The sequence below is a fragment of the Cohaesibacter haloalkalitolerans genome, from assembly GCF_003574655.1.
In the GTDB taxonomy this organism is placed as follows: Bacteria; Pseudomonadota; Alphaproteobacteria; order Rhizobiales; family Cohaesibacteraceae; genus Cohaesibacter; species Cohaesibacter haloalkalitolerans.
On the sequence record NZ_QNUM01000002.1, the window covers coordinates 471,736 to 491,442 of the forward strand.

Genomic DNA, 19,707 nt, shown 5'->3' on the forward strand with positions numbered 1-19,707 from the left:
GACAGGAGCCTGTCATGGACAATCAGGAACACACACACGATCACCGTAACCATGATGATCACCAGCATCATCACGATCACAATCATCACCGTCATATGGCCGAACCGGGCACGAAGAGCGCGACCGATCCGGTTTGCGGCATGCAGGTGACCATCAAGGATGGTGTGCGTTCCCAAGACTATGATGGGGAAACCTTCTATTTCTGCTCTGATGGTTGCCAGGAAAAGTTCAAAGCCGATCCCTATTTCTATGCCTCCGGGAATTCCAGAGAGGCGGGCCAACAGACCCAGCCGGGGACACAATGGACCTGTCCCATGCACCCGGAGATCATCCGCGACGAACCGGGCTCCTGCCCCAAATGCGGCATGGCACTGGAACCGACGGTTCCCACTGATGAGCCATCCGAAGAACTCGTCGATTTCACTCGGCGGCTCTGGGTGAGCGTTGCCGCTGCCATCCCCCTGATGATCCTCACCATGGGCGGCATGGTCGGGATTACGGTGCGTGACTGGATCGGTCACCAGATGGCTGCTTATGTGGAATTTGTCATCGCCACGCCGATTGTCTTCTGGGCGGCACAGCCTTTCTTCAAACGCGGATGGGACTCGATCCGTAATGTCTCGCCCAACATGTGGACGCTGATCTCGCTCGGTGTCGGTGCAGCCTACATCTATTCTCTCTTTGCCACTTTCCTTCCGGGTGTCTTCCCCGAGCAGTATCGGAGTGCCGAAGGAGTCGGTACCTATTTCGAAGCTTCGGTTGTCATTGTCGCCTTGATTTTCGTTGGTCAGGTGCTCGAGCTGCGTGCCCGTGAGAGGACCGGCGATGCTATTCGGGCTCTCCTCGATTTAGCGCCTAAGACGGCGCGACGTATCCTGCCCGATGGCAGCGAATATGACGCGCCACTGGACCATGTCATGGCAGGAGACTTGTTGCGCGTACGTCCCGGCGACAGTATTCCGGTGGACGGAGAGGTGACTGAAGGCCATTCGTCGGTTGACGAGAGCATGATCACGGGTGAGCCGGTGCCGATCGAGAAGAACGAAGGTGATAAGGTAACTGGCGGAACGATCAACAAGAACGGCACTCTGGCCATTCGCGCAACCCACATCGGATCAGAAACGGTGCTGTCCCAGATCGTCGGTATGGTCTCCAGCGCTAGGCAGTCCCGCGCGCCCATTCAGGGGCTTGCGGACAAGGTTTCGGCGATTTTCGTCCCGGCGGTTGTCGGAGCGGCGCTACTGGCCTTTGTCATCTGGCTGATTTTTGGCCCCGATCCTGCGCTTGCCTTTGCCTTTGCAGCTGCCGTTTCGGTCTTGATCATCGCCTGCCCCTGCGCGCTTGGTCTGGCAACGCCCATCTCCATCACCACAGCAGCAGGACGCGGTGCCCAAGCAGGCGTGCTCATCAAGGATGCCGAGGCGCTGGAACGCATGGCACGGGTCGACACAGTGATTGTCGACAAGACCGGCACTCTCACGGAGGGCAAGCCCAAGCTGACCGATGTGGTTTCCCTTGGCGACCTTGGTGAAGATGCCGTGTTGGCAATGGCCGCAGCGTTGGAGCGCGGCTCAGAGCATCCACTGGCAGAAGCCATCGTGAGCGGTGCCAAGGAACGAGGTGTTGAAAGGCGCGAGTCGTCAGATTTCGAAGCCATGACCGGTAAAGGCGTCAAAGGTCTTGTCGAAGGCAAGGATGTCGCTCTTGGTAACGCCGCCATGTTGGACGCTTTATCGATTGACACGGATGAGGCATCCAAGAAAGCCTCTGCTCTACAGGAAGAAGGCAAAACCGCCATGTTTGTGGCTATCGATGGGCAACTCGCCGGGATTGTCGCAGTTGCTGATCCGATCAAGGAAAGCACCGCTCAGGCGATCAGGGATCTGCATGAATTGGGACTCACCGTCATCATGGCGACGGGCGACAATGAACGCACAGCAGAGGCCGTCGCCAGCAAATTGGGGATAGATGACGTGCGGGCTGGCGTCTTGCCCGAGGGCAAAAAGGCACTTGTCGAAGAGCTTCATGAAACTGGAGCCTTCGTTGCCATGGCTGGCGACGGGGTCAACGACGCCCCTGCCCTTGCTGCGGCAGATGTTGGCATCGCCATGGGCACCGGCGCGGATGTGGCCATGGAAAGCGCGGGCATTACGCTTCTCGGTGGGGACCTTGCGGGCATTGTCCGGGCGAGAAAGCTGGCAACAAAAACGCTCAGAAACATTAAACAGAATCTGTTCTTCGCTTTTGTCTACAATTCGGCAGGCGTGCCTCTGGCCGCAGGTATTCTGTATCCGGTCTTTGGCCTCCTGCTCTCGCCGATGATTGCGGCGGCGGCCATGAGCCTATCGTCCGTGTCGGTCATCGCCAATGCCTTGAGGTTGCGACGCATAGATCTGTAGATGGTGCCTTATGTCGCAAAGGGAATCGGGTCTGAAGGTGTGAGCAGAAGACAGGAAAAGGGATTTTTAAAAGGAGAAAAACCATGCATGGCACAGGGATGGGGTTCGGAATGGGCTTCGGTTTTGGAGGCATCGGGATGTGGATCATTCTAGTCATCGGCCTTCTGATCATCGCTGCACTCGTCAAATATCTGCTTAAGTGATCCTCCCCCGATCAGTGCGGGTTGATGCCCGTTGCCATCATCAGATGATGCATCTGGTGATGCGCTCCGATTGTCATCACACCGTAAAAACCGAGCGCCTTGATCTTCTCAAGTTCGGTTTTATTTGAGGTCGTGATGGTCATGGTGGCGCCTTCATCGTTTGGTCGGTATCAACAGACCATCCCGTTTCAGCGGCAAGCATGGGCGCATGCGCCATCAACAATTGGAAGATCGGGACCACTTCCCAAGGCGGTGGCTTCTCGGTCGCATCTGAGCGGAATGCTATATTGTTAGTGCATATTCCAGATCTTCGTGTTCAAAGGCCGGTATCATTCTGGCTATTTCCCCCTGTGGGGCATGCCGTCTTTGGGCATATTGTTTCCAGTTTTTGGTAACCGAGACACATTGACGAATAATGTCGTCTGTCACGCTTTGAGTGCCAAAATACTCCGCAACTTCTCCCAGCAAACGCAATGATGCCGTGCCGTCTTCGAAATCAATACGCGTCTTTAAAATGCGTGGAGCATCGGGTACAGGGTTGAGATCATAACAAGGGCTGAGCGCCCATCCCCGGCGGCCTTGCCAAAGAAAGCCGTGATTGCGCAGATGGTCATCGGTATTACTGCTCAAGATGCTGAATGCGATACGCCGGAAAAGCTCTATACGATCTTTCTTCGGATCAGCACCATGGTCGGCAAGAGCATCGAGAATCTCAAGGTAACTGCCGTCTTCATCTCCGTCGTTGTGTTCTGTCATTGCCATTGCGCTGATAAAGGGAATGCGCTGTCCCTCAGCTCGATCAAATCTCCTTGTTATGAAAACGGGGCCATAATCGCTGGGAATAAGATCATAGTCGATAGTGGAGATGCCAACATCTCTGGCCATGTCCAATGCAATAGCTTCCCAACGAGAGATCGAATAGACATCCGTCTCCTTAGGAAATTTAGCGATGGAAAGATTGTTATACTGATCAAGAACCGACGCTTTGGGCCGCGCACCGCCCAATGATGAACCGGGCGCAAAAATCAGAAGTAAGTCTTCATCTGATTCATCACCACGCAAGATTCGCTGAGATGCCTGCAAAAGCTTACCCAGAGCAACGATAGTTGGTACTCCCTGGCCTCTTGGCGCCAGAAACTCCTCTTCACCCTCAAAGCGAAACCGTAGTGCGCCAAGCCTCGTTTCATCAAGGACTCCAAGAAGAAAGTCCGTTTCGTGCAAAGCACGTGCCTGTCGCTTCTCCAGCTCTGCAGCACGACGCTCCTTCCGGCGCATGAGCTCACGCCCCCATGTGTCTGGAGCACTGTCACCAAGCGTTCCGAACATTTCCTTTCTTCCTGGAGGGGTATGGATGCCTCTTGTCAGTGGCAAAGACGGATCGAACTGGAATGCTTCGGGCATTTCGAGCCATTTCTCATCATGCTCATAAGTAACGCGCTCTCGGCCCGCTCCCGCATGTCTTCGTAACAGCCCCACACGGCGCAGATTGCCATAGGCATCGAGAAAAACTTCGATGTTGCTCATGTCAGACGTATCCTACTCGGCAATTGCTCGTTCGAAAGCTCGGCATCAAGAGGATCTTCCAGGCTAAATTCGTCAAGAAGGCCCAGAGCCTGCATAACCATAAGATAGGTGCTAATTCGAACGTTGGGATCACCGGCCTCAACTCGTTGCAAGGTTGGTCGCGAAGTTCTTGCCCGTTCAGCAACCAGATCCATTGGCAGTCGTCTCAAAAGCCTTGCTCGCTTGAGTTTGCCCCCAATAGTCCGAAGTTGCCTTTTGGTCGCAGGAGATATCTTGACTGGCTCCGCCATTTGTAAAGCCCTTTTACCGTTACCTCAAATTATGTAACACAGACTTTACAAAACAGCAAATTTAATCATGCGATAGACTTAGAGCATTACGGCTTACTGACAAGCTTTGGCTCCCAGTTACGATAACTGGGAATTATGACGATATCTCTATCAGCAACAGTGGACTTCTTTGGTCAAGCACCTATTGGAGCTAAAACTGCAGTTCTTTCGGCGACAGAGCCACAGGCGATAGCGCTAAGGTCTAGAGGATGAGCCAAGCCCCGATATGCCTGGGGAATGACGGTGAAGTGGGAGAGTTGGTGACTGCTATACGTAAGGAGAACAGAAGTCACAAGCTTGATCTTGCGTTAGTTACCGCAACTCACCTTTTTGGTGCAGCAAGGTCTTCCACCGACTGGAGAGGCGGACACACCCTTTCCTTGGTTTTCAAGATCTTGCTCTGCGCCCTAAAATTGGATCGTTTTGAATTAGAGTTTTCCGCGCTATTGCCGTGAGCCCCAAGTTTGGACCGCCGGGAATTAGATTTTTCCGGCTTTCATAACAGTGACGGGCTGGTTACGCCACTGGGATTATGCAGAGCAATCGGGACGTTGTATCCGATTGCCGAATGAGGCCGATCCTCATTGTAGTGTTTGAGCCAAGTCTCCAACTTTTCGCGCGCATCCGCAAGGGTCATGAACCAATTTGCATTCAGACATTCCGAGCGAAGCTTGCTGTTGAATGCCTCAATGAAGCCATTGTCCGTCGGTTTCCCTGGTCTTGAGAAGTCCAGGATCACCCCGTTTACATAGGCCCATAGGTCGAGATCGCGGGAGATGAACTCACTGCCGTTGTCGACCCGGATTGTTGATGGATAGCCGCTGACAGAACAGATCCTCTCCAACGTCTGAACGACATCCTCGCCACGATAGCTGAAGCGTGGATCACAAGCAGGGCTATAGCGTGAATGGATATCGACGATTGTCAGAATCCTGAGTTTCTTTCCTGTTGTTAGCTGATCGTGAACAAAATCCATCGCCCAAATATCATTCGGCCTGAAGGCCTCCTGACGATCTTCCCGCAATTTGGCCTTGACCCGGCGCTTCGGTGTTTTGTTCCGGAGCTGCAGTCCTAACTCTTTGTAGATCCGACGTGTTTTCTTCATGTTGACCAACCAACCTTCACGACGCAACAGCACATGGACGCGACGATATCCATACCGCACGCGTGTCTCACAAATCTCCTTGATCCGCTTTTCAAGGGCGGCCTGACCGGTACGACGCGACTTGTAATGATAGCTTGAGGTATCGAACAGAAGAACACGACAGGCTCGCCTGATCGAAATCCCCCAATCGACAAGGATCTCATCCACCAGCTTGCGCTTGCGGGCAGGCCTCAGAGCTTTCGGCGCACAACATCCTGGAGCATTTCCTTGTCCAGCGTCAGATCCGCAACAATCCTCTTCAGTCTGGCATTCTCGTCTTCAAGGGCTTTTAGACGGCGCATCTCATCAGGCAATAACCCACCATATTTCTTTTTCCAGTTGAAATAGGTCGCCTGGCTGATGCCTGCCTTCCTGCAAATCTCTGCAACGGGTACGCCATCATCACCCTGCTTCAAAATAAACGCCTTCTGTGCGTCCGAAAACTTCGAGGCTTTCATCGCTTTCTCTCCTTCTCTCAGCCAGAAGAATAGCGCGGAAAACTCTAATTCAAAACGATCCAGTTTTTAGGGCGCAGAGCAGCAGTTGCATAGACTATCAATACAATCTTTAAATTGCATGCATTTTTTATAAAATTGTCGCCTACTTTTATAGTCAATAGAGAAACGGCTTTTAGCAATGACGGCCTCCTTGCCTCATTTTAGGGAACAAGGTGTCTACAATTCTAGGGGGCAATTTACATTGCGGGTTTTAGAAAATCGGATAAATCCCATAATCGGACATGCGAGGCTTGAGTTGCGGTTCCTCAAAGTAGATCTCACTCAGGGCGAGAGCCCTTCGCCTGTGCACATATAGTATAGCCGTCGATCAGCGTGTCGCCTTGAATGATCGAAAAAGCGCAAGTACTATTATCAAGGATTTCTCAAACAGCAGAGAAGTGGCCGAGCACTTCAGGATGCAATTACCGCACGGACTAATGGCATTGCGGCTTCAGCCCAACAGCCTCGCGAAGTTCAACCGAAAGGCAGTGAGTTTGCAATGATGGAACCAGCGTGGACCGCAACGGAATGGGCTGCGTTAGGTGACGTTCTGTCGGGCGTAGGAACAGTCATCGGCGCTCTCGCCGTCATCGGGGCCGCATATTTAGCCTCAAATACTTTCGATAGCTGGCGGAAGCAGACGCTCTCACAACGGCGCATTGAACAGGCCGAACGCATCCTGACGGCTACCTACAAGGTGCGGCGAGGCTTGTCTCTCGTCCGTGCGCCCATGCTTTGGGGCTACGAGCAGCAGAAGGCGGAGGACTACCTCAGGGAGAAGGGCGAGCTACCCGGCGACGAAGCGGGTAAAAAAAAGATGACAATAGCGCAGCTCTACTTCACTCGCTTGAACGCAGTCATGGACGACCGCAAGTTGCTTGAGGAATGCCAGCCAATGGCGAGGGCACTGTTTGGTGAGAAACTGGAGTTGGCGCTTGAAGCGCTGAACCACCAGTTCCAGCGAGTCAATGCCGCCGTGCAAGCGCAATATCGCTTCGAGGAGAACACCGACCGCAAATTCCGCGAGAGCATTGAGGCAGTTCTTTGGGAGGGCTACCCGACGCCAAAGGAGAACGAGCTGGATCGCGAGATTGATGAACAGGTGGCGACCATTGAGAAGCATTGCGTGCCCGTGCTACGCTTGGAGAATTGAAGCTGGCTGGCGTGTTACCCCAATACCAGCACGAAGCCCCGCGCAAGCTCTATATATCGTCGCGAATACTACGTCCACGATTTGGTCAAATAATTTCTGAAAAATGACGACCAAATGAAGAGCTATGATGCATTACTAGATCGTATGCGGAAGTGATCGGAGATTGTCGAGGATTTGAGATTTGAGCTCATCAGGCTCTGTTCCAGTTATTGCACCCAGTTCCGTCAAACAGTCGTATGCCTGCCACGGCATTAGTGGTCTTGAATTGGTTCGAGCGAATGGCGCGTCGGTCTCCGTCAAAACCCGTTTCAGAGGCATCCTCGACGCAAGTTCCCGCCCTTTTCGTGATTTCAGCATAGCCGGTCCGATGGAAAACCAACAGCCCATAGCGATCGCGCGCTCAAGTTCTTGATGTGAGCCGCTAAACCAATGAAGGATTGGAACGCCAGCGCCCCAATGTTTCTCCAGCGTATCCAAAACAAGCGTTGCTGCTCCGCGAGAATGAATGGACATAATCCTGCCACCGTGTTTCGCAGAAGCGGCCAATATCCGCTCAAAAACATTGTGCTGTAGATCCAAGCTGTCACGATGCGCAGAGCTCCCATCCAGACCGATTTCTCCAACGAATCGAGCCTCTGGTAACAGGCCACAGAGCAGCGCAACCTCGCCATAGCGTTGTGCCACCAACTCTGGATGCAGGCCCAAGGCGACCCGCACGCGCCTCCTGGCCCCTATGAGCTTTGTGGTACCACGCCAAGCCTTAGGCGTCGTCGTTACAGCGAGGACATAGGTGCCACGAGCATCAACCCCACGGAGCACTGAAGCAGGATCAGAGTAGAGATCGATATGGCAGTGGAAATCTATCAAATAACACCCAGCTTCTTATGCAATGCTTCAAGTTCAGCAATACCATTTTCCACGACTAGGCGATAGGGAGTCGGATCACCCAACAGCTGACCATTTATGGATCCTCCTATCAGTGCATCAATCCCATGGCTTCGCACAGTCTCTATAGCAATTGCAACCGAGCGAACGTCGTCAAAAGCTGCGTGACGCGCATCCGCCAGACCAAGATCTTCGTATTTATATCCTTTTAACGTATGGTCTGGTTGGCCCCATGCGAGATAGGCCCCGCGACGAACTTGACATGGAACGCAGCGTCCACAGTGTTGGAAACCGGTACGAGAATAGCGACCGCAGCTGGTAGATGCATCAACGAGCTTTGCCAGAAGGGCTTGCTCTTTGCATCCTTTAAGCATCTCCCCCTTGGTCTGAAGTTCATAGGGGTTTCTGATGTGCACCCGCAGACCGACTGCATCCAATGTTTGCTGGACGAGCCGCAAGAAATAGGGATGCGTTGTGCGCGTTGAAAGAGAACCTGTGCGCAGAGGGGTAAGCGGCACGTTCTGGCTAATGAAGCCATTTTCGGGCATCCTGAGTTCAACAGTAGCGCCATCAGCATGGCGTTGAAGGCATGTCGCCGCCATTACACCAAAGCCTAGGAAGGCTATTGAACGCGCCCTTTGGGAGCGTTCCGACGTGCAAGGCGGTCGAGCGTGATGATTGAGCTGAAGGTGCAAACTGTTGGGAGCCACGTTCATGGCAAATATTTTTTGATCCTTAGTGTCGCCCTTCGCCATTTGGCTAACCAGTAGCGGATGATGTCCTTCACACACCGCATCAATCGCCCCTATGAGACTATCCATCCCCCCAGAGAGGAGACAGATCATATCCTCTGGTCGCGGGAGTCTAGGATTGCGGGGGAATGGCATTCCGCCGCCAGCAATGAAATGTACACTCCACATATCTCCAGAAAGGAAACGAAGTGCTTGAGTAAGGCGTCCGATTTCTGAGTTCCAAGTCGCTGGATCAGAAACCGCAACCGTGAGATCGATCTTACGCGTCCATCCATCCGGGCTTCGTCCCCTCGAAACGGCTTCATCTGCTGCGACAACGGCCATGGCAAAAGACATGAAATCCCACGCAGCCCCGGACGGAAACAGACCGTGTCGGCGCAGCCGCCCCGGTACGAGATCCCCCACTCGCCCGCGACCGGGCGTCCGAGAATTCGTATAGATGTCGAAACGAATATCTGTGTCTGGAATGTCCGGCAAATCCTGAGGAAGGCAAGCTACGCTCGTCACAGGCCAGCCTCCTCTTCAAAAACCTCGAATGTCTGCTGGATCGCTTCTCGCGATATGCGCTCAATACTGCTGTGTCCGACGACACTCCCACGCGCTCGTTCAGCCGCGTACTCAGCCGCTACAACTTCGCGAATGTAGTCCTTCATTTCCTGGAGCCTCTCCAGCCCTTCCCCCTTGGTCGGAGCCTTGTCGATGATGGCCTTCCCGACGTCGAGTTCGATACGATGCGCAACATCGTAGCCAAGCGTCGATGCAGTGACTTGGTCAACCTGTTCGGTGGTAAGATTCGTGAGATCATTGTGTTGAACCAAGATGTCCGATAGCGCCCGTGCCACGGAGTCTCGGGTCACCTCAGCATCTTGGGTGCCATCGATCGGCCTGATGGCATCCACAAGAATATCTGCAAGTTCAACCGGCGTCCGGCCAGCCAGCGTCTGGGGGTCGATCCCGAGTTCCTGGGGAAGCGGCTGTCCGCTTGCAAGCGAGGTCAAGGCACCATGCAGAACACTTGCCGCCTTGGCGGAACCTCCCATTCTGCGAGCCGCATTTCTGCTTCCGCCCATACCGCTGCGTGAGTAGTGGCCGAGCCCTCTTTTCAGGTGCTTGTCGCGGCCGTCACCACCGCCTGCGAATTTACCAAGCGATGTTCTCGCCCCTCGCCAGCGACCAGGTTGCGAGGGGGTCGGAGGTTGTTGAGGAGGCACTTGCGGTTGCTGCGGCGCTGCGGGCGGTTGCTGAGGCGCGTGACCGGGGCCACCTGGAGCTGGCTGTACAGGAGTTTCAGGCTGAGGATGAGGCTGAGGCTGATTGGGTTGCCCTGGCGGATCGTCAACCCACGGCGGGACGATCGGAATATCAGGACCGGCACCAGGGCCGCGGCTCGAAGCTGAAGTACCCATTACTTAGACTTTCCCGCTTTACCAATTGCATTCTTGGCTGGAGTCGGCAGGTCAGGGCGCGTGAAAAACTCAGCCAGAACGCGTTTCCCCCATTCAACTTGGCTCAAGCGTGGCACAATGCTTGGCTTGACTTGACTTGAAGGGACTTCGCTGAAGAATGCTATAACCGATGCTTCCGCCGACGGAGATGCTCCCGCGAGCGACTGCAAAGCATTAAGGGTTTTTGGTACACCCCAAGATGTCTCCTGCCGCGCCTTCGCGATGACCTTATCGGTAAGTCGCCCGATTTCCTGATTGGTCAAGCGGGCGACCTCCGCATCAACCGTTGCGCTTGCAGATGTCATACGCAGCAACATGTCCAAGGTCTCGAGCGCCTCGGACGATAGCTCATCGGCACGTGAAATGATTGGGTGGCTTTCTCGACCGACATACAATGCCCCGCGGAGGTCTTTTTCCGCGAGGGGGGGATCGAGCGCCAGCCAGTTTTGGTGAAATGCGTCGTTCCAAGGTTTTTCCGTAGGCGGTTCCCTAGAGTCACCACGCGCATTCGCTTCTTTGTCCGCAAGAAATTCAGCGCGTCCATCCTCGGCTTCATTTACCGCGCGCAAAAGTTCCGCGTAGGCATCCTTGTCTCCGCACCGCTCGAAAAGCAGCAGTTTCACCAAGACTGCTTCGTCCACCACCACCTCTTGAATACGTGCCATTGAAGATCGCAATGACAGCGTATTGAGGAAGCGCTTGATAAGCCGCGGGTTGCCCTGAATATTCGGCGATGTTGTGAGGAGAGGAGCAATCCGTTCCGCGAGCGAAAGCCGGTTAAGTAACCCCGGTGGACAGCTTTGCATAAGTCCGGCAACAAAAGCCTTATCGATGCGCTCGCCCTTCCAGGTTCTTCCTAGGCGACGACAGACAGCGATACGGATCTCCTCCTTCAGCTCCGGTTCCAACGAAGCCTCTGCATCAACGAAGAGCATCATGAGATAGGATCGGACCTCGTGTGTCCCGAGCGGAGGCACCCGAATAGGAAGCTGGATGAGCTTGTCAAAATAGTTGGTGACTAGATCATCGTTGAGCGCGACCTCCTCGAAATGCGAACGAACAGCCTGCCGAATCATACGCTCATCGGCAGCGATGACGAATGCGGTATGCTTCAGAAAGAGGAAGAGGCGCATTGCCTCGAGCGTAGCGATGGCGGTCTTCGGTAGGCAACGGTCTAGGTCGTCGATCATCACCACCAAGGTGATATCCAGGTCGGCGAGCGTGGCTTCCAAATCGTCTCGGAACGCTTGGATGGCCTTACGCGGCGTTTCATCGCTCACCTTTTCTTCGTCGCCATCCTTTATGAGTTCCTTGGCGTTCTTAATCCCCTCTACACCTAGCTCCTTGACCTTCTTCAAATCATCGCCAGTTACATCACCATCGAGGAGGCCGCTGACCGCCGAGATCCCACCAGCGACGAAGGGCGTGACACTCCCCTGCGTCACGTAATCAAAAAGGGCTGATCCTGCGATACCGAGAATACGGAGCTTCTTGACCCGACCGAGAAGGGACGCAGCACGCTTGAGCGCCTTTTCACCCAGGGTGTCCTTTTTCTCTAAAGCCTGATCGACCACTGCAGCGGTAATGGTCTCCATCAACGCGGCGCGGGCATCGTCGTAGTTCTGGTAGAGCCACGCATTGAACTCAACGAAACGAATATTCACATCGTTGCGCTCCTCCAGGGAGGTGCGCAACAACTTCATCATAGAGGATTTTCCAACACCCCAATCACCTGAAATTCCTAGCGACAAAGGGTCGCCTTTTGCCTCGACAATCCTCTCTGCCGCAATCTTGGCCACATGCGAGAAATTAACTAAGTCTCGAATTGTTTCGTTATCAGACCACATTCAGCGCTCGCCGCTTCAGAGGGAAATTATTCAAAATATGCTACTTAACGTTGAGTAAATACCAATCTGAGCTTATCGTCAAAAGGAAAAGCGTTGTTGCATACTAGGCAAAGGAATTACAACGCAAACAGCACGGTAGTAGCACAAGCAACAGACGTCAGATTCATCGGTATCGAATTGCAGGAAGTGTCAGCAAACCCTGCTCTTTTAATAAAAGCATATTATTGGTCAGCCCGCGGGCCTTCATCATTCGCGGCTTGAATACTACAACACCCTTTCATCTGAAATTTTTTTATGCTATATTTTCCATAGAAATTATGGAGAAGAACATGCGACAGGTTCTGAACGCAGCAAAAGCGAACGCATCACGTGGGCAAGTGGCGACCAAGGCCGTACTTGGTGCCGCTGAACGTCTTGGGCTAACGGCTGGCCAACTGGCTGGTGTGATTGGCCTCTCGCCTCCGACCGTTTCGCGCATGAAGAAGGGCGGCTTTGTGCTCGATGAGGGTTCCAAGGAATTTGAGTTGGCCTTGCATCTTGTGCGGGTTTTTCGTTCGTTGGATGCGATCACAGGCGGTGACGAAGTGGTTGCCCGTCAATGGATGAAGAACAGAAACAAGGCGCTGGAGGCTACGCCTCTTGATGCCATCATGAGTGTTGCAGGGCTTTTGAATGTCTCAAACTATCTGGACAGTCGACGCGCTATCATCTGAGCTTGCTCCGTATGATGGCACTGGCTGGCGGGTGGTAGAGGCTCAACACCAGATATCTACCCAAAAGCTGGTCGATACGCTTGATGAACAGCAGCTATTGGAAGAAATGCTCGATGAGGTCAAGCCGCAAGTGCCCGAAGCTTGTGCCCATCTCCATTTTTTGTTGTTCACGCCATTTCGCTATAAGCCCTATCCGCATGCATCCCGCTTTCGGAGAGCAGGCATGACACCCGGTGTCTTCTATGCGTCCGAACGGGTCGAGACGGCGATGGCTGAGACGGTGTTCTACCGCTATCTCTTTTTCTCGGAATCGCCGGATACTCCCTTCCCGACCAATGCCTTGATCCACACTGCTTTTGCTGTGGCTCTCAAAACAGCGAAAATGCTGGATCTGATGTCTGATCCTTTGGCGCAGGATGCGGAACTCTGGGCAAGCAAACAGGACTACAATGCCTGTCTTGATCTTTCAGACAAGGCAAGAGAAGCGCAGGCGGAGATCATTCACTACCAATCGGTTCGAGATCCGAAATCCGGTGCCAATCTGGCGGTACTGGAACCTGTCGCTTTCGCCTCACCAGAGCCGATAGCCCATCAAACATGGCATATTCATATCCGCCCGGACGTGGCTCAGGCCATTTGCTCCTTCCCTGCACTCAGCCTTGAGTTTCGGAAGGGCGACTTTGACGATGATCGCCTGAATTAGGTGGATGGCGCTTACGCGCCACCTTGGTTGATGCGATAGACGGGAATGCCGAGTTTGCGGGCCTTGTCCGAGAGGTTTTCCTGAATACCAGTGCCCGGAAAGAGAATGACCCCAATCGGCAGAGTTTCAAGCATCAGGTCATTGCGTTTGAAGGGGGCAGCTTTGCCATGGGCGGCCCAATCAGGCTTGAAGGCGACCTGAGGTACTTTGCGCTGAGAGGCCCAGAGAGCGGCAATCTTTTCGGCTCCCTTGGGTGAGCCACCATGCAGCAGCACCATGTCAGGGTGCTTGGCAAGAACCTGATCGAGCCTGTCCCAGATGAGGCGATGCTCTGAAGTATCGCCACCTGAGAAGGCGATTTTCACGCCAGGTGGAAGAAGGGTTTCATTCTCGGAGCGGTGCTTGGCGGCAATGAAGTCGCGACTGTCGATCATGGCAGCCGTCAGATGGCGATGGTCAACACGGGAGCCGGTCCTTGGCGTCCAAGGCGTTCCGGTGAAGCTGGCAAAGTGGTCTGCTGCGGTTTCGCGGAACTGCTCCAAGCTATTACGGCGGTCCAACAGCCCCTGCCCCATAGCAATCAGGGTTTCGAGCTGGACGGATTTCACCTCGGAGCCATCCTGTTCGCGTTGAAGACGCTTTTGTGCTTGCTCGTTATCGTCAAGCTTACGCTCGACCCTGTCCAAGGCGCGATGGAAGATATTGACCATGGACCAGAGGACTTCAGGGAGGTCGGGATCAAGGCTGGTGTCTGACATGGTGGCGACAAGGGCATCAAAGATATCAGCGACGGCACCTTCGATGCTATGGTCCTCCGGCGAGTCACGCGGATCAATCTCCCCCGCAGCGGGGTGATAGCCGTAGAGCTCAAGTTGCTGGACGATATGATCGGTTGGCGACGAAATGGATTCTGAGGTGATGTCATCAGAAGCATTCATGGGGCTCTCCATCGATTGGACCGTAACCATTGCGGCCTTCATGGCGACAAATGCCCACGGGACCACCGGCCTGGCAGCCCAGCCTTTTGCAAGGGCCCAGATGGCCAAGCCCGACTAATTTGCTTCGCGCTGTAAAGGCGGGCCTCCCGCCGACGGATATTAGTCGGGTGCCGCCATTGCCTGACCGGTTGGCTTGTGGGCCGCTCGCCCTCACGAAGGCCAGGTGCGGTCCCACCAAACGATGAGGGAGGCCCATTATCGCCGCACTAACATCAACTCTATTCTCGCCAGGATCCGCTACTCGTCCTTGCCTCGAAAGCGGCTCCAATCGTCAGGTGCGAGTTGATCACGCAAACAAGTCCGCATGGCATTGGGTCCGAGTTGGATGAGGTCTTCATTGAAGTCCCCCAGCATCGGCATCAAGCCTATCGCCTCGATCCCAACGCCCTGTGCTCTCATGCTGAGCCGCCTATATGCTTCATCGCCGGCAGGATCCCGGTCGCGCACGATATAGAGCCGCTTCAATGACGCAGGAAACTGGATGGCAGTCAGGTGCCCGGCCGACAGTGCAGCCATCATGGGAATAGGAAGTAGGATCTGCCGCAAGGACAGTATGGTCTCAATACCCTCTCCTGCAGCCAGAATGTCTCTTACTGTGCCGAAGCGAACCGCATGTCCAAGCAGATGCCCCAAGGCTTTACGTGGAGGATCAAGTGGAGCCTTGCTGCGCCCGTCCCGTGACAACCATGTGCGATGCACGCCCGTAATCCGGCCATCAAGGTCGGTCACCGCTGCGATCATGGCCGGCCAGATTTCGGTCGGGGTATCTCCTTCCGGTTTCCAATAGCAGCTCGGGTGAAAGCGCAGCATGGAAGCGTCCCGTAGCTCGCCAATGCCGCGGTGATTGAGATAGGTCTCAGCAAGCGTTCCTCTGATGGGTTTCGCCATGGCAAAAAGGCGTCGTGCCGCCTCTGAAGAACCTGTTTCAGCAGAGGGCTTCGACTCCCATGGCAAAGGCTCATCCTTGGGCAGAGAGAGAAAGCTTTGCGCTTCTTCGATCACGTCGACAAAATCCATGAGCCCCATGCTCTCACGGATGATGTCAAGCAGGTCGCCATGCTCGCCGGTGGCAGCATCTGTCCATTTTCCTGCTGCGCCCTTGTCAGTCGCTTTGAGGCGAACATAGAGAGAGCGACCCGGGGTGTTCCGCGCATCGCCAACAAGCCAGTAATTGCCATGCCTTCGCCCTGCAGACAAATAATGACGACACACGGCCTCTGCCCCAGCGGCAAGGCGCTCAGCTATATCAGAGGCTGAAAGGTGGGACATGGCGCGTTTCTCCGGATTCTTGGTAGACAATAGGGCGAGACACTTCGCCCCATCGTTGGTTCATTCAGCGGCGACGGGATGTTCCTCGTCATCATCCGCTTTTGGCTCGGTATCGATTTCATCAGTCTCGGTGACTTCGATATCATCGCCATTCATCCGCAGTGGCTCAGGCAACCAGCCACTGTCAGCTAGCAGCCGTTCGGCTTCTTCTGCCATCTCGCTCTTTTTGAGATGTGCGATGCGTTCGGCATCCCGATCACCGACCCCTTCCCGTACAGCCTGCAGAATGCGGGCTTTGGTAACCCGACCGAGATAGTTCTCAACCGTCGGGCGCCAACCGGCCGTGACCATATCGAGCCCGGTCGCATGCGCGAGACGATCCGCCTCTCGCAACCGAATATCCAAACCATGACCGCTGATGCCGGCTCCCCCATAAGGATTTGGCTTCTCGTGAAGAGCATTGATACCAAAGCTCACGCAATGGGCCAGCAATGCCATGCGATCGCGGTCATCTAGCTCACCCAACCAATGCCAAAGGGCAGCTTCGTCGGCCGGAATGCGTTCACCCCAGCGTTCATGGCGTTCCTCGACGGATGTCGCGACAGGGCTATCCTTGAGATCGTTCGCCTGCACCGGGAAATGAACCTGTCGGACTGAAGCCTCCAACGCTCCCGTCGCTGGGTAAGGCAAAAAGCTGTCCCGAACCAGTTTATGCAGCAATGCCGTCATGGCGATCTCCGGGTTGTGCGCCAGAGCGTCTCTGAGCGCCAATGTGCGATGAGCGGTCAGTTCGACGAGAAGTCTTTCGGGCAGCGGTTTGACACCGTCTTCTTCCTCTTCGGTCTCGATAAAACCTTCACCCATCCCACCTGTCGCCGAAGTAATTGCTTCAGGGGTCTTGAGATCTGACATCTCGTCAATGCTGTTTGGCTCTGCAAGGTCTTCGTCTTCAGGTCTGACATAGCCGCGATCAACGAAGAGCTGACCATCATGGCGAATGCTGATGAAGACACCAGCTCGCTTGATGTCGGCTTCGTCAAATTGGACAGGTCGATGCTCAAAAGCTTCAAGTGCGGCTTCGATGGCACCAAGCCGAGTGTCCACCTCTTCGGGCAGTTCATCTACCTGAGCATATTGGCTTTCCAATTCGCTCAGTTCGTCTTGAAGCCCAGCCTGTTCGCATTGTTCCGCCTCTGACAGCTCCAAGGCTTTACCGATCAGACGCCGAAGGCCAGAGGTATGGCCGTAGGGGAAGTCGATAGACAATTCGATCCATTTCCAGCCCTCGGCAGCAATGGCTTCTGCTTCCGCCTTTAGCTTCTCGGTGACCAGCCGTTCGAGCAAGGGAACATCTTCGATCCATCCGCCATCATCTTCCTCAAAGAGATCGCGCACGATAACGCCTCCCGCTTCCACATAGGCGTCAAGGCCGATGAAGCGGGCTCTACGGTCACTTGCCTTAACCGCATTCTCGGTCAGGAGACGACGGATCTGATAGGGTTCCTTGTTCCAGCTGTTCCTCAGGGCGTCCCAGACCTGTTGCTGGCGATCATGGTCCTCGCTGACCGTGAAGGCCATGAGCTGTTCAAGGGTCAGTTCATCCTCGGCATAACACTCGAGCAAGGCCGGAGCGACAGCGGTCAGCCGCAGACGCTGCTTGACTACCTTGGCCGAAACGAAGAAGGCCGCAGCGATCTCCTCGACGCTCATGCCCTTGTCGCGCATGGCAAGAAAGGCGCGGAATTGATCGAGCGGATGCAGAGGGGCCCGTTCGATATTTTCAGCGAGGGAAACCTCATCGATCAGGATCTCATCGCTGATCTCAGAAATAACGCAGGGCACGGGTGCAGTCTTGTTGAGGCGCTTCTGTTTGACCAGAAGCTCCAATGCCCGATAGCGACGACCACCGGCAGGCACTTCGAAGAGGCCCGTTTCCTTGCCCTCCCCATCAAGCTGGGGCCGGACATGAAGAGACTGGATGAGGCCGCGTCGAGCGATAGAGGCAGCCAGTTCCTCAATTGACACGCCAGACTTGATGCGGCGAACGTTGGACTGGCTTAGAGTCAGCTTGTTGAAGGGAATATCGCGCGAAGATGCGAGGGTAATTTTCTGATCGGCATTTGCCATGGTTTTTACTCCGGACGGGTGTCGGAAGCCACTCTCCCGAACCATCAAACCCGTCACGAAACAAGGCACAGCCCTCTTCCTCTCAGAAGAGACCTGCGCCATCGCGCCCGAGGCATGCTGATCTGCATGCAGGGGTCTTCACCCCTTCAGTCAAGCGATGCGGTCCATCAACTTTTTAGCTCGCCCTTCCATATCGAGGCGAACATCCTGATGGGTCTTGGTCCGGGCCAGAGCGGTGATACCCTGGACAAAATCAAAGACGCTTTCCGGAGGACGCCCTTCTTCATCCAGCACGATGTCGATGATCCTTCCTGTCTCGGCTTTCGAGAATCCGCGCTTGCGCAGGAAGTCTGACCTGTCTTCATCACTGCCCGCCACGATCCGTTCGCGGGCAGCCTTGATGCCGTTGATGAAGGGAGTGGGCGATGAATTGGCGAAATTGCGCAAGGCTGGCGCTGCCTCATGAGCAAAGCGGGAGGCGGCATATTTGGAATGCCGGATCTTGATCTCCTGGAAGTCCTCGACACCCCAAAGATTGCGGTTCTGGCAGACAGCGCGGAGATAGAAGCTGGCGATGCCCAGCGTCTTGGCTCCCACTTCGCTGTTCCAGCAGTAGAAGCCGCGGAAGAACAGATCGGGCGAGCCATCGGGCAACCGACCAGCCTCGATCGGATTGCGGTCATCGACCAGAAAGAGGAAAACATCGCGATCTGAAGCGTAAAGCGTCGTTGTGTCCTTGGTGATATCCATGTGCGGATTATAGATGCCGGTTGACCAATCGAGTATACCGGGCACCTTCCAGCGCGTGTCACCGGTACCATTTCCGGCGATCCGCTGCACCGCTTCAACCAGTTCATAATCGTAGATGCGGCCATAGTCCGGTCCGGTCACCGCACGCAATTCAACACGCCCGCTCTCAGTTTCATAGGTCTTGATCTGCTCGGCACGGTGCGTTGCAAGGCCATATTGCAAATTGATACCGGCAAGAGCTGCGGGAAGCTGGCGCAGATAGGCAGCAGGTGCGCCGACCTGACTGGCCAATTGACCAAAGCTCCAATGGGTCGGTATCGTCGGAGCATTTGCCCCGGGCAGCATCAAAGTCAGCCTTTCGGGATTATCGCGACTGGCCTCAACTTGGATGGCTGCGCTCTCCACCACACGGGAGCGGCTATATTCCGCGCGGGTGCGAACAGCCTCGGCCAATGTGTCGAGGGACAGATAGCGCTCATCATCGGGACGCGAGAACCATTCCGATGATACCCGCCCCACTCTCTCGCCGCGATCAAGATCAACCTTATAGCCAGCATTGGCATCAACATTTGCTTCCAGAACTTGCATGGTCATGGGATCTACTCCATGACGGGCGTCGGAGACCTCTTCTCTGACATCCAACCCGTCACCCTTCCCACACCCCTCCTCTCCCTCTCAGAATGTCCCTTCTTTCCTGCCGGGACGTCAGTCCTGTTGCTCGCCTCCTTCAGGCCCCTCCAAATTGGGCTTGGCCTTTTCGCGTCTCGCTTTGGCAAAGCCACGATCCGTAGCGATAAAACGTTCCAGCATCGGGGCGATGAGCTTTGCTGGCGGAATTGGTGCGCCAGCGGTTTCGCGGCCGAGAATTGCGCCATATTGGACAAGGTCTTTGTGGAGTTCCGCGGGCAATTCGATTGTCAGTTTGACCGGCTTGTCGTCGGCAAGAGGTCCCAATTTGAGCTTGGCCAT

General features: G+C 54.8%; 17 protein-coding genes. 5 read left to right on the plus strand and 12 right to left on the minus strand.

The genetic code is table 11. The features are described from left to right. Positions 1 to 14 precede the first annotated feature (14 nt). A complete protein-coding gene (locus DSL70_RS06020; RefSeq protein ID WP_205563169.1) occupies positions 15 to 2,399 on the plus strand; it encodes a heavy metal translocating P-type ATPase in 2,385 nt (794 codons plus the stop codon). A gap of 214 nt (positions 2,400 to 2,613) precedes the next feature. On the opposite strand, the gene DSL70_RS22725 is transcribed toward DSL70_RS06020, so the two are convergent. The 3 genes from DSL70_RS22725 to DSL70_RS06040 all read right to left on the minus strand — a co-directional run bounded on the left by DSL70_RS22725 (position 2,614) and on the right by DSL70_RS06040 (position 6,057). Beyond that, positions 2,614 to 2,745: a hypothetical protein gene (locus DSL70_RS22725; protein WP_280955336.1), complete on the minus strand. Its 132-nt coding sequence runs from the start codon at positions 2,743 to 2,745 to the stop codon at positions 2,614 to 2,616. A gap of 139 nt (positions 2,746 to 2,884) precedes the next feature. Then, complete coding sequence (locus DSL70_RS06025; RefSeq protein ID WP_119306986.1) at positions 2,885 to 4,126, minus strand: type II toxin-antitoxin system HipA family toxin; 1,242 nt, start codon at positions 4,124 to 4,126, stop codon at positions 2,885 to 2,887. 825 nt (positions 4,127 to 4,951) lie between these two features. Beyond that, positions 4,952 to 6,057 (minus strand): IS3 family transposase gene (locus DSL70_RS06040; RefSeq protein ID WP_119306989.1). Its coding sequence is split into 2 segments (ribosomal slippage): positions 4,952 to 5,796 and positions 5,796 to 6,057, totalling 1,107 coding nucleotides; the frame shifts between segments, so codons are not numbered across the junction. 538 nt (positions 6,058 to 6,595) lie between these two features. Here DSL70_RS06040 and DSL70_RS06045 point away from each other — a divergent pair. Next, the gene (locus DSL70_RS06045) at positions 6,596 to 7,249 is read left to right on the plus strand and encodes a hypothetical protein (protein WP_119306990.1); all 654 of its coding nucleotides are present in this window, start codon (positions 6,596 to 6,598) and stop codon (positions 7,247 to 7,249) included. A 135-nt stretch (positions 7,250 to 7,384) separates the two neighbouring features. Here DSL70_RS06045 and qatD read toward each other — a convergent pair whose 3' ends face one another. The 4 genes from qatD to DSL70_RS06070 are packed head-to-tail and all read right to left on the minus strand — an operon-like array spanning position 7,385 to position 12,178. Next, entirely contained in the window at positions 7,385 to 8,116 is a 732-nt protein-coding gene (gene qatD, locus DSL70_RS22865; RefSeq protein WP_119306991.1) for a Qat anti-phage system TatD family nuclease QatD, read from the minus strand. Continuing rightward, on the minus strand, positions 8,113 to 9,393 hold the full coding sequence (qatC, locus tag DSL70_RS06055; protein ID WP_119306992.1) for a Qat anti-phage system QueC-like protein QatC: 1,281 nt from the start codon (positions 9,391 to 9,393) through the stop codon (positions 8,113 to 8,115). The genes qatD and qatC overlap by 4 nt, the downstream gene beginning before the upstream one ends. Then, on the minus strand, positions 9,390 to 10,292 hold the full coding sequence (gene qatB, locus DSL70_RS22840; protein ID WP_342635286.1) for a Qat anti-phage system associated protein QatB: 903 nt from the start codon (positions 10,290 to 10,292) through the stop codon (positions 9,390 to 9,392). Before qatB ends, qatC begins: the two co-directional genes overlap by 4 nt. Further along, positions 10,292 to 12,178 carry a KAP family P-loop NTPase fold protein gene (locus DSL70_RS06070; protein WP_119306995.1) on the minus strand — a complete coding sequence of 629 codons (1,887 nt, stop codon included), beginning with the start codon at positions 12,176 to 12,178 and terminating at the stop codon, positions 10,292 to 10,294. The genes qatB and DSL70_RS06070 overlap by 1 nt, the downstream gene beginning before the upstream one ends. Before the next feature lie 329 nt (positions 12,179 to 12,507). Between DSL70_RS06070 and DSL70_RS06075 the strand changes: the two genes are divergently transcribed. Both DSL70_RS06075 and DSL70_RS06080 read left to right on the plus strand, forming a co-directional pair. Continuing rightward, positions 12,508 to 12,891, plus strand: a complete 384-nt coding sequence (locus tag DSL70_RS06075; RefSeq protein WP_119307300.1) for an MbcA/ParS/Xre antitoxin family protein — start codon at positions 12,508 to 12,510, stop codon at positions 12,889 to 12,891. After that, positions 12,851 to 13,594, plus strand: a complete 744-nt coding sequence (locus DSL70_RS06080) for an RES family NAD+ phosphorylase (protein WP_119306996.1) — start codon at positions 12,851 to 12,853, stop codon at positions 13,592 to 13,594. The genes DSL70_RS06075 and DSL70_RS06080 overlap by 41 nt, the downstream gene beginning before the upstream one ends. 11 nt (positions 13,595 to 13,605) lie before the next feature. Here DSL70_RS06080 and DSL70_RS06085 read toward each other — a convergent pair whose 3' ends face one another. Next, entirely contained in the window at positions 13,606 to 14,532 is a 927-nt protein-coding gene (locus tag DSL70_RS06085; protein WP_119306997.1) for a DUF2493 domain-containing protein, read from the minus strand. Between DSL70_RS06085 and DSL70_RS22200 the strand changes: the two genes are divergently transcribed. Next, entirely contained in the window at positions 14,513 to 14,650 is a 138-nt protein-coding gene (locus DSL70_RS22200) for a hypothetical protein (protein ID WP_162916400.1), read from the plus strand. The genes DSL70_RS06085 and DSL70_RS22200 overlap by 20 nt on opposite strands. Before the next feature lie 179 nt (positions 14,651 to 14,829). Here DSL70_RS22200 and DSL70_RS06090 read toward each other — a convergent pair whose 3' ends face one another. The 4 genes from DSL70_RS06090 to DSL70_RS06105 all read right to left on the minus strand — a co-directional run bounded on the left by DSL70_RS06090 (position 14,830) and on the right by DSL70_RS06105 (position 19,707). Next, on the minus strand, positions 14,830 to 15,861 hold the full coding sequence (locus DSL70_RS06090; protein ID WP_119306998.1) for a DUF7146 domain-containing protein: 1,032 nt from the start codon (positions 15,859 to 15,861) through the stop codon (positions 14,830 to 14,832). Positions 15,862 to 15,921: 60 nt separating this feature from the next. Then, positions 15,922 to 17,988: a ParB/RepB/Spo0J family partition protein gene (locus DSL70_RS06095; protein WP_119306999.1), complete on the minus strand. Its 2,067-nt coding sequence runs from the start codon at positions 17,986 to 17,988 to the stop codon at positions 15,922 to 15,924. 150 nt (positions 17,989 to 18,138) lie between these two features. Beyond that, the gene (locus DSL70_RS06100; protein ID WP_119307000.1) at positions 18,139 to 19,332 is read right to left on the minus strand and encodes a DUF932 domain-containing protein; all 1,194 of its coding nucleotides are present in this window, start codon (positions 19,330 to 19,332) and stop codon (positions 18,139 to 18,141) included. A 111-nt stretch (positions 19,333 to 19,443) separates the two neighbouring features. Then, a complete protein-coding gene (locus DSL70_RS06105) occupies positions 19,444 to 19,707 on the minus strand; it encodes a DUF2274 domain-containing protein (RefSeq protein ID WP_205563170.1) in 264 nt (87 codons plus the stop codon).

Coding starts and splice junctions, on each gene's coding strand:
- DSL70_RS06020 (WP_205563169.1), top strand. CDS start 15: ATGGACAATCAGGAACACACACACGATCACCGTAACCATGATGATCAC.
- DSL70_RS22725 (WP_280955336.1), bottom strand. CDS start 2,745: ATGACCATCACGACCTCAAATAAAACCGAACTTGAGAAGATCAAGGCG.
- DSL70_RS06025 (WP_119306986.1), bottom strand. CDS start 4,126: ATGAGCAACATCGAAGTTTTTCTCGATGCCTATGGCAATCTGCGCCGT.
- DSL70_RS06045 (WP_119306990.1), top strand. CDS start 6,596: ATGATGGAACCAGCGTGGACCGCAACGGAATGGGCTGCGTTAGGTGAC.
- qatB (WP_342635286.1), bottom strand. CDS start 10,292: ATGGGTACTTCAGCTTCGAGCCGCGGCCCTGGTGCCGGTCCTGATATT.
- DSL70_RS06070 (WP_119306995.1), bottom strand. CDS start 12,178: ATGTGGTCTGATAACGAAACAATTCGAGACTTAGTTAATTTCTCGCAT.
- DSL70_RS06075 (WP_119307300.1), top strand. CDS start 12,508: ATGCGACAGGTTCTGAACGCAGCAAAAGCGAACGCATCACGTGGGCAA.
- DSL70_RS06080 (WP_119306996.1), top strand. CDS start 12,851: ATGTCTCAAACTATCTGGACAGTCGACGCGCTATCATCTGAGCTTGCT.
- DSL70_RS22200 (WP_162916400.1), top strand. CDS start 14,513: ATGTCATCAGAAGCATTCATGGGGCTCTCCATCGATTGGACCGTAACC.
- DSL70_RS06085 (WP_119306997.1), bottom strand. CDS start 14,532: ATGAATGCTTCTGATGACATCACCTCAGAATCCATTTCGTCGCCAACC.
- DSL70_RS06090 (WP_119306998.1), bottom strand. CDS start 15,861: ATGTCCCACCTTTCAGCCTCTGATATAGCTGAGCGCCTTGCCGCTGGG.
- DSL70_RS06095 (WP_119306999.1), bottom strand. CDS start 17,988: ATGGCAAATGCCGATCAGAAAATTACCCTCGCATCTTCGCGCGATATT.
- DSL70_RS06100 (WP_119307000.1), bottom strand. CDS start 19,332: ATGACCATGCAAGTTCTGGAAGCAAATGTTGATGCCAATGCTGGCTAT.
- DSL70_RS06105 (WP_205563170.1), bottom strand. CDS start 19,707: ATGGCCAAGCTCAAATTGGGACCTCTTGCCGACGACAAGCCGGTCAAA.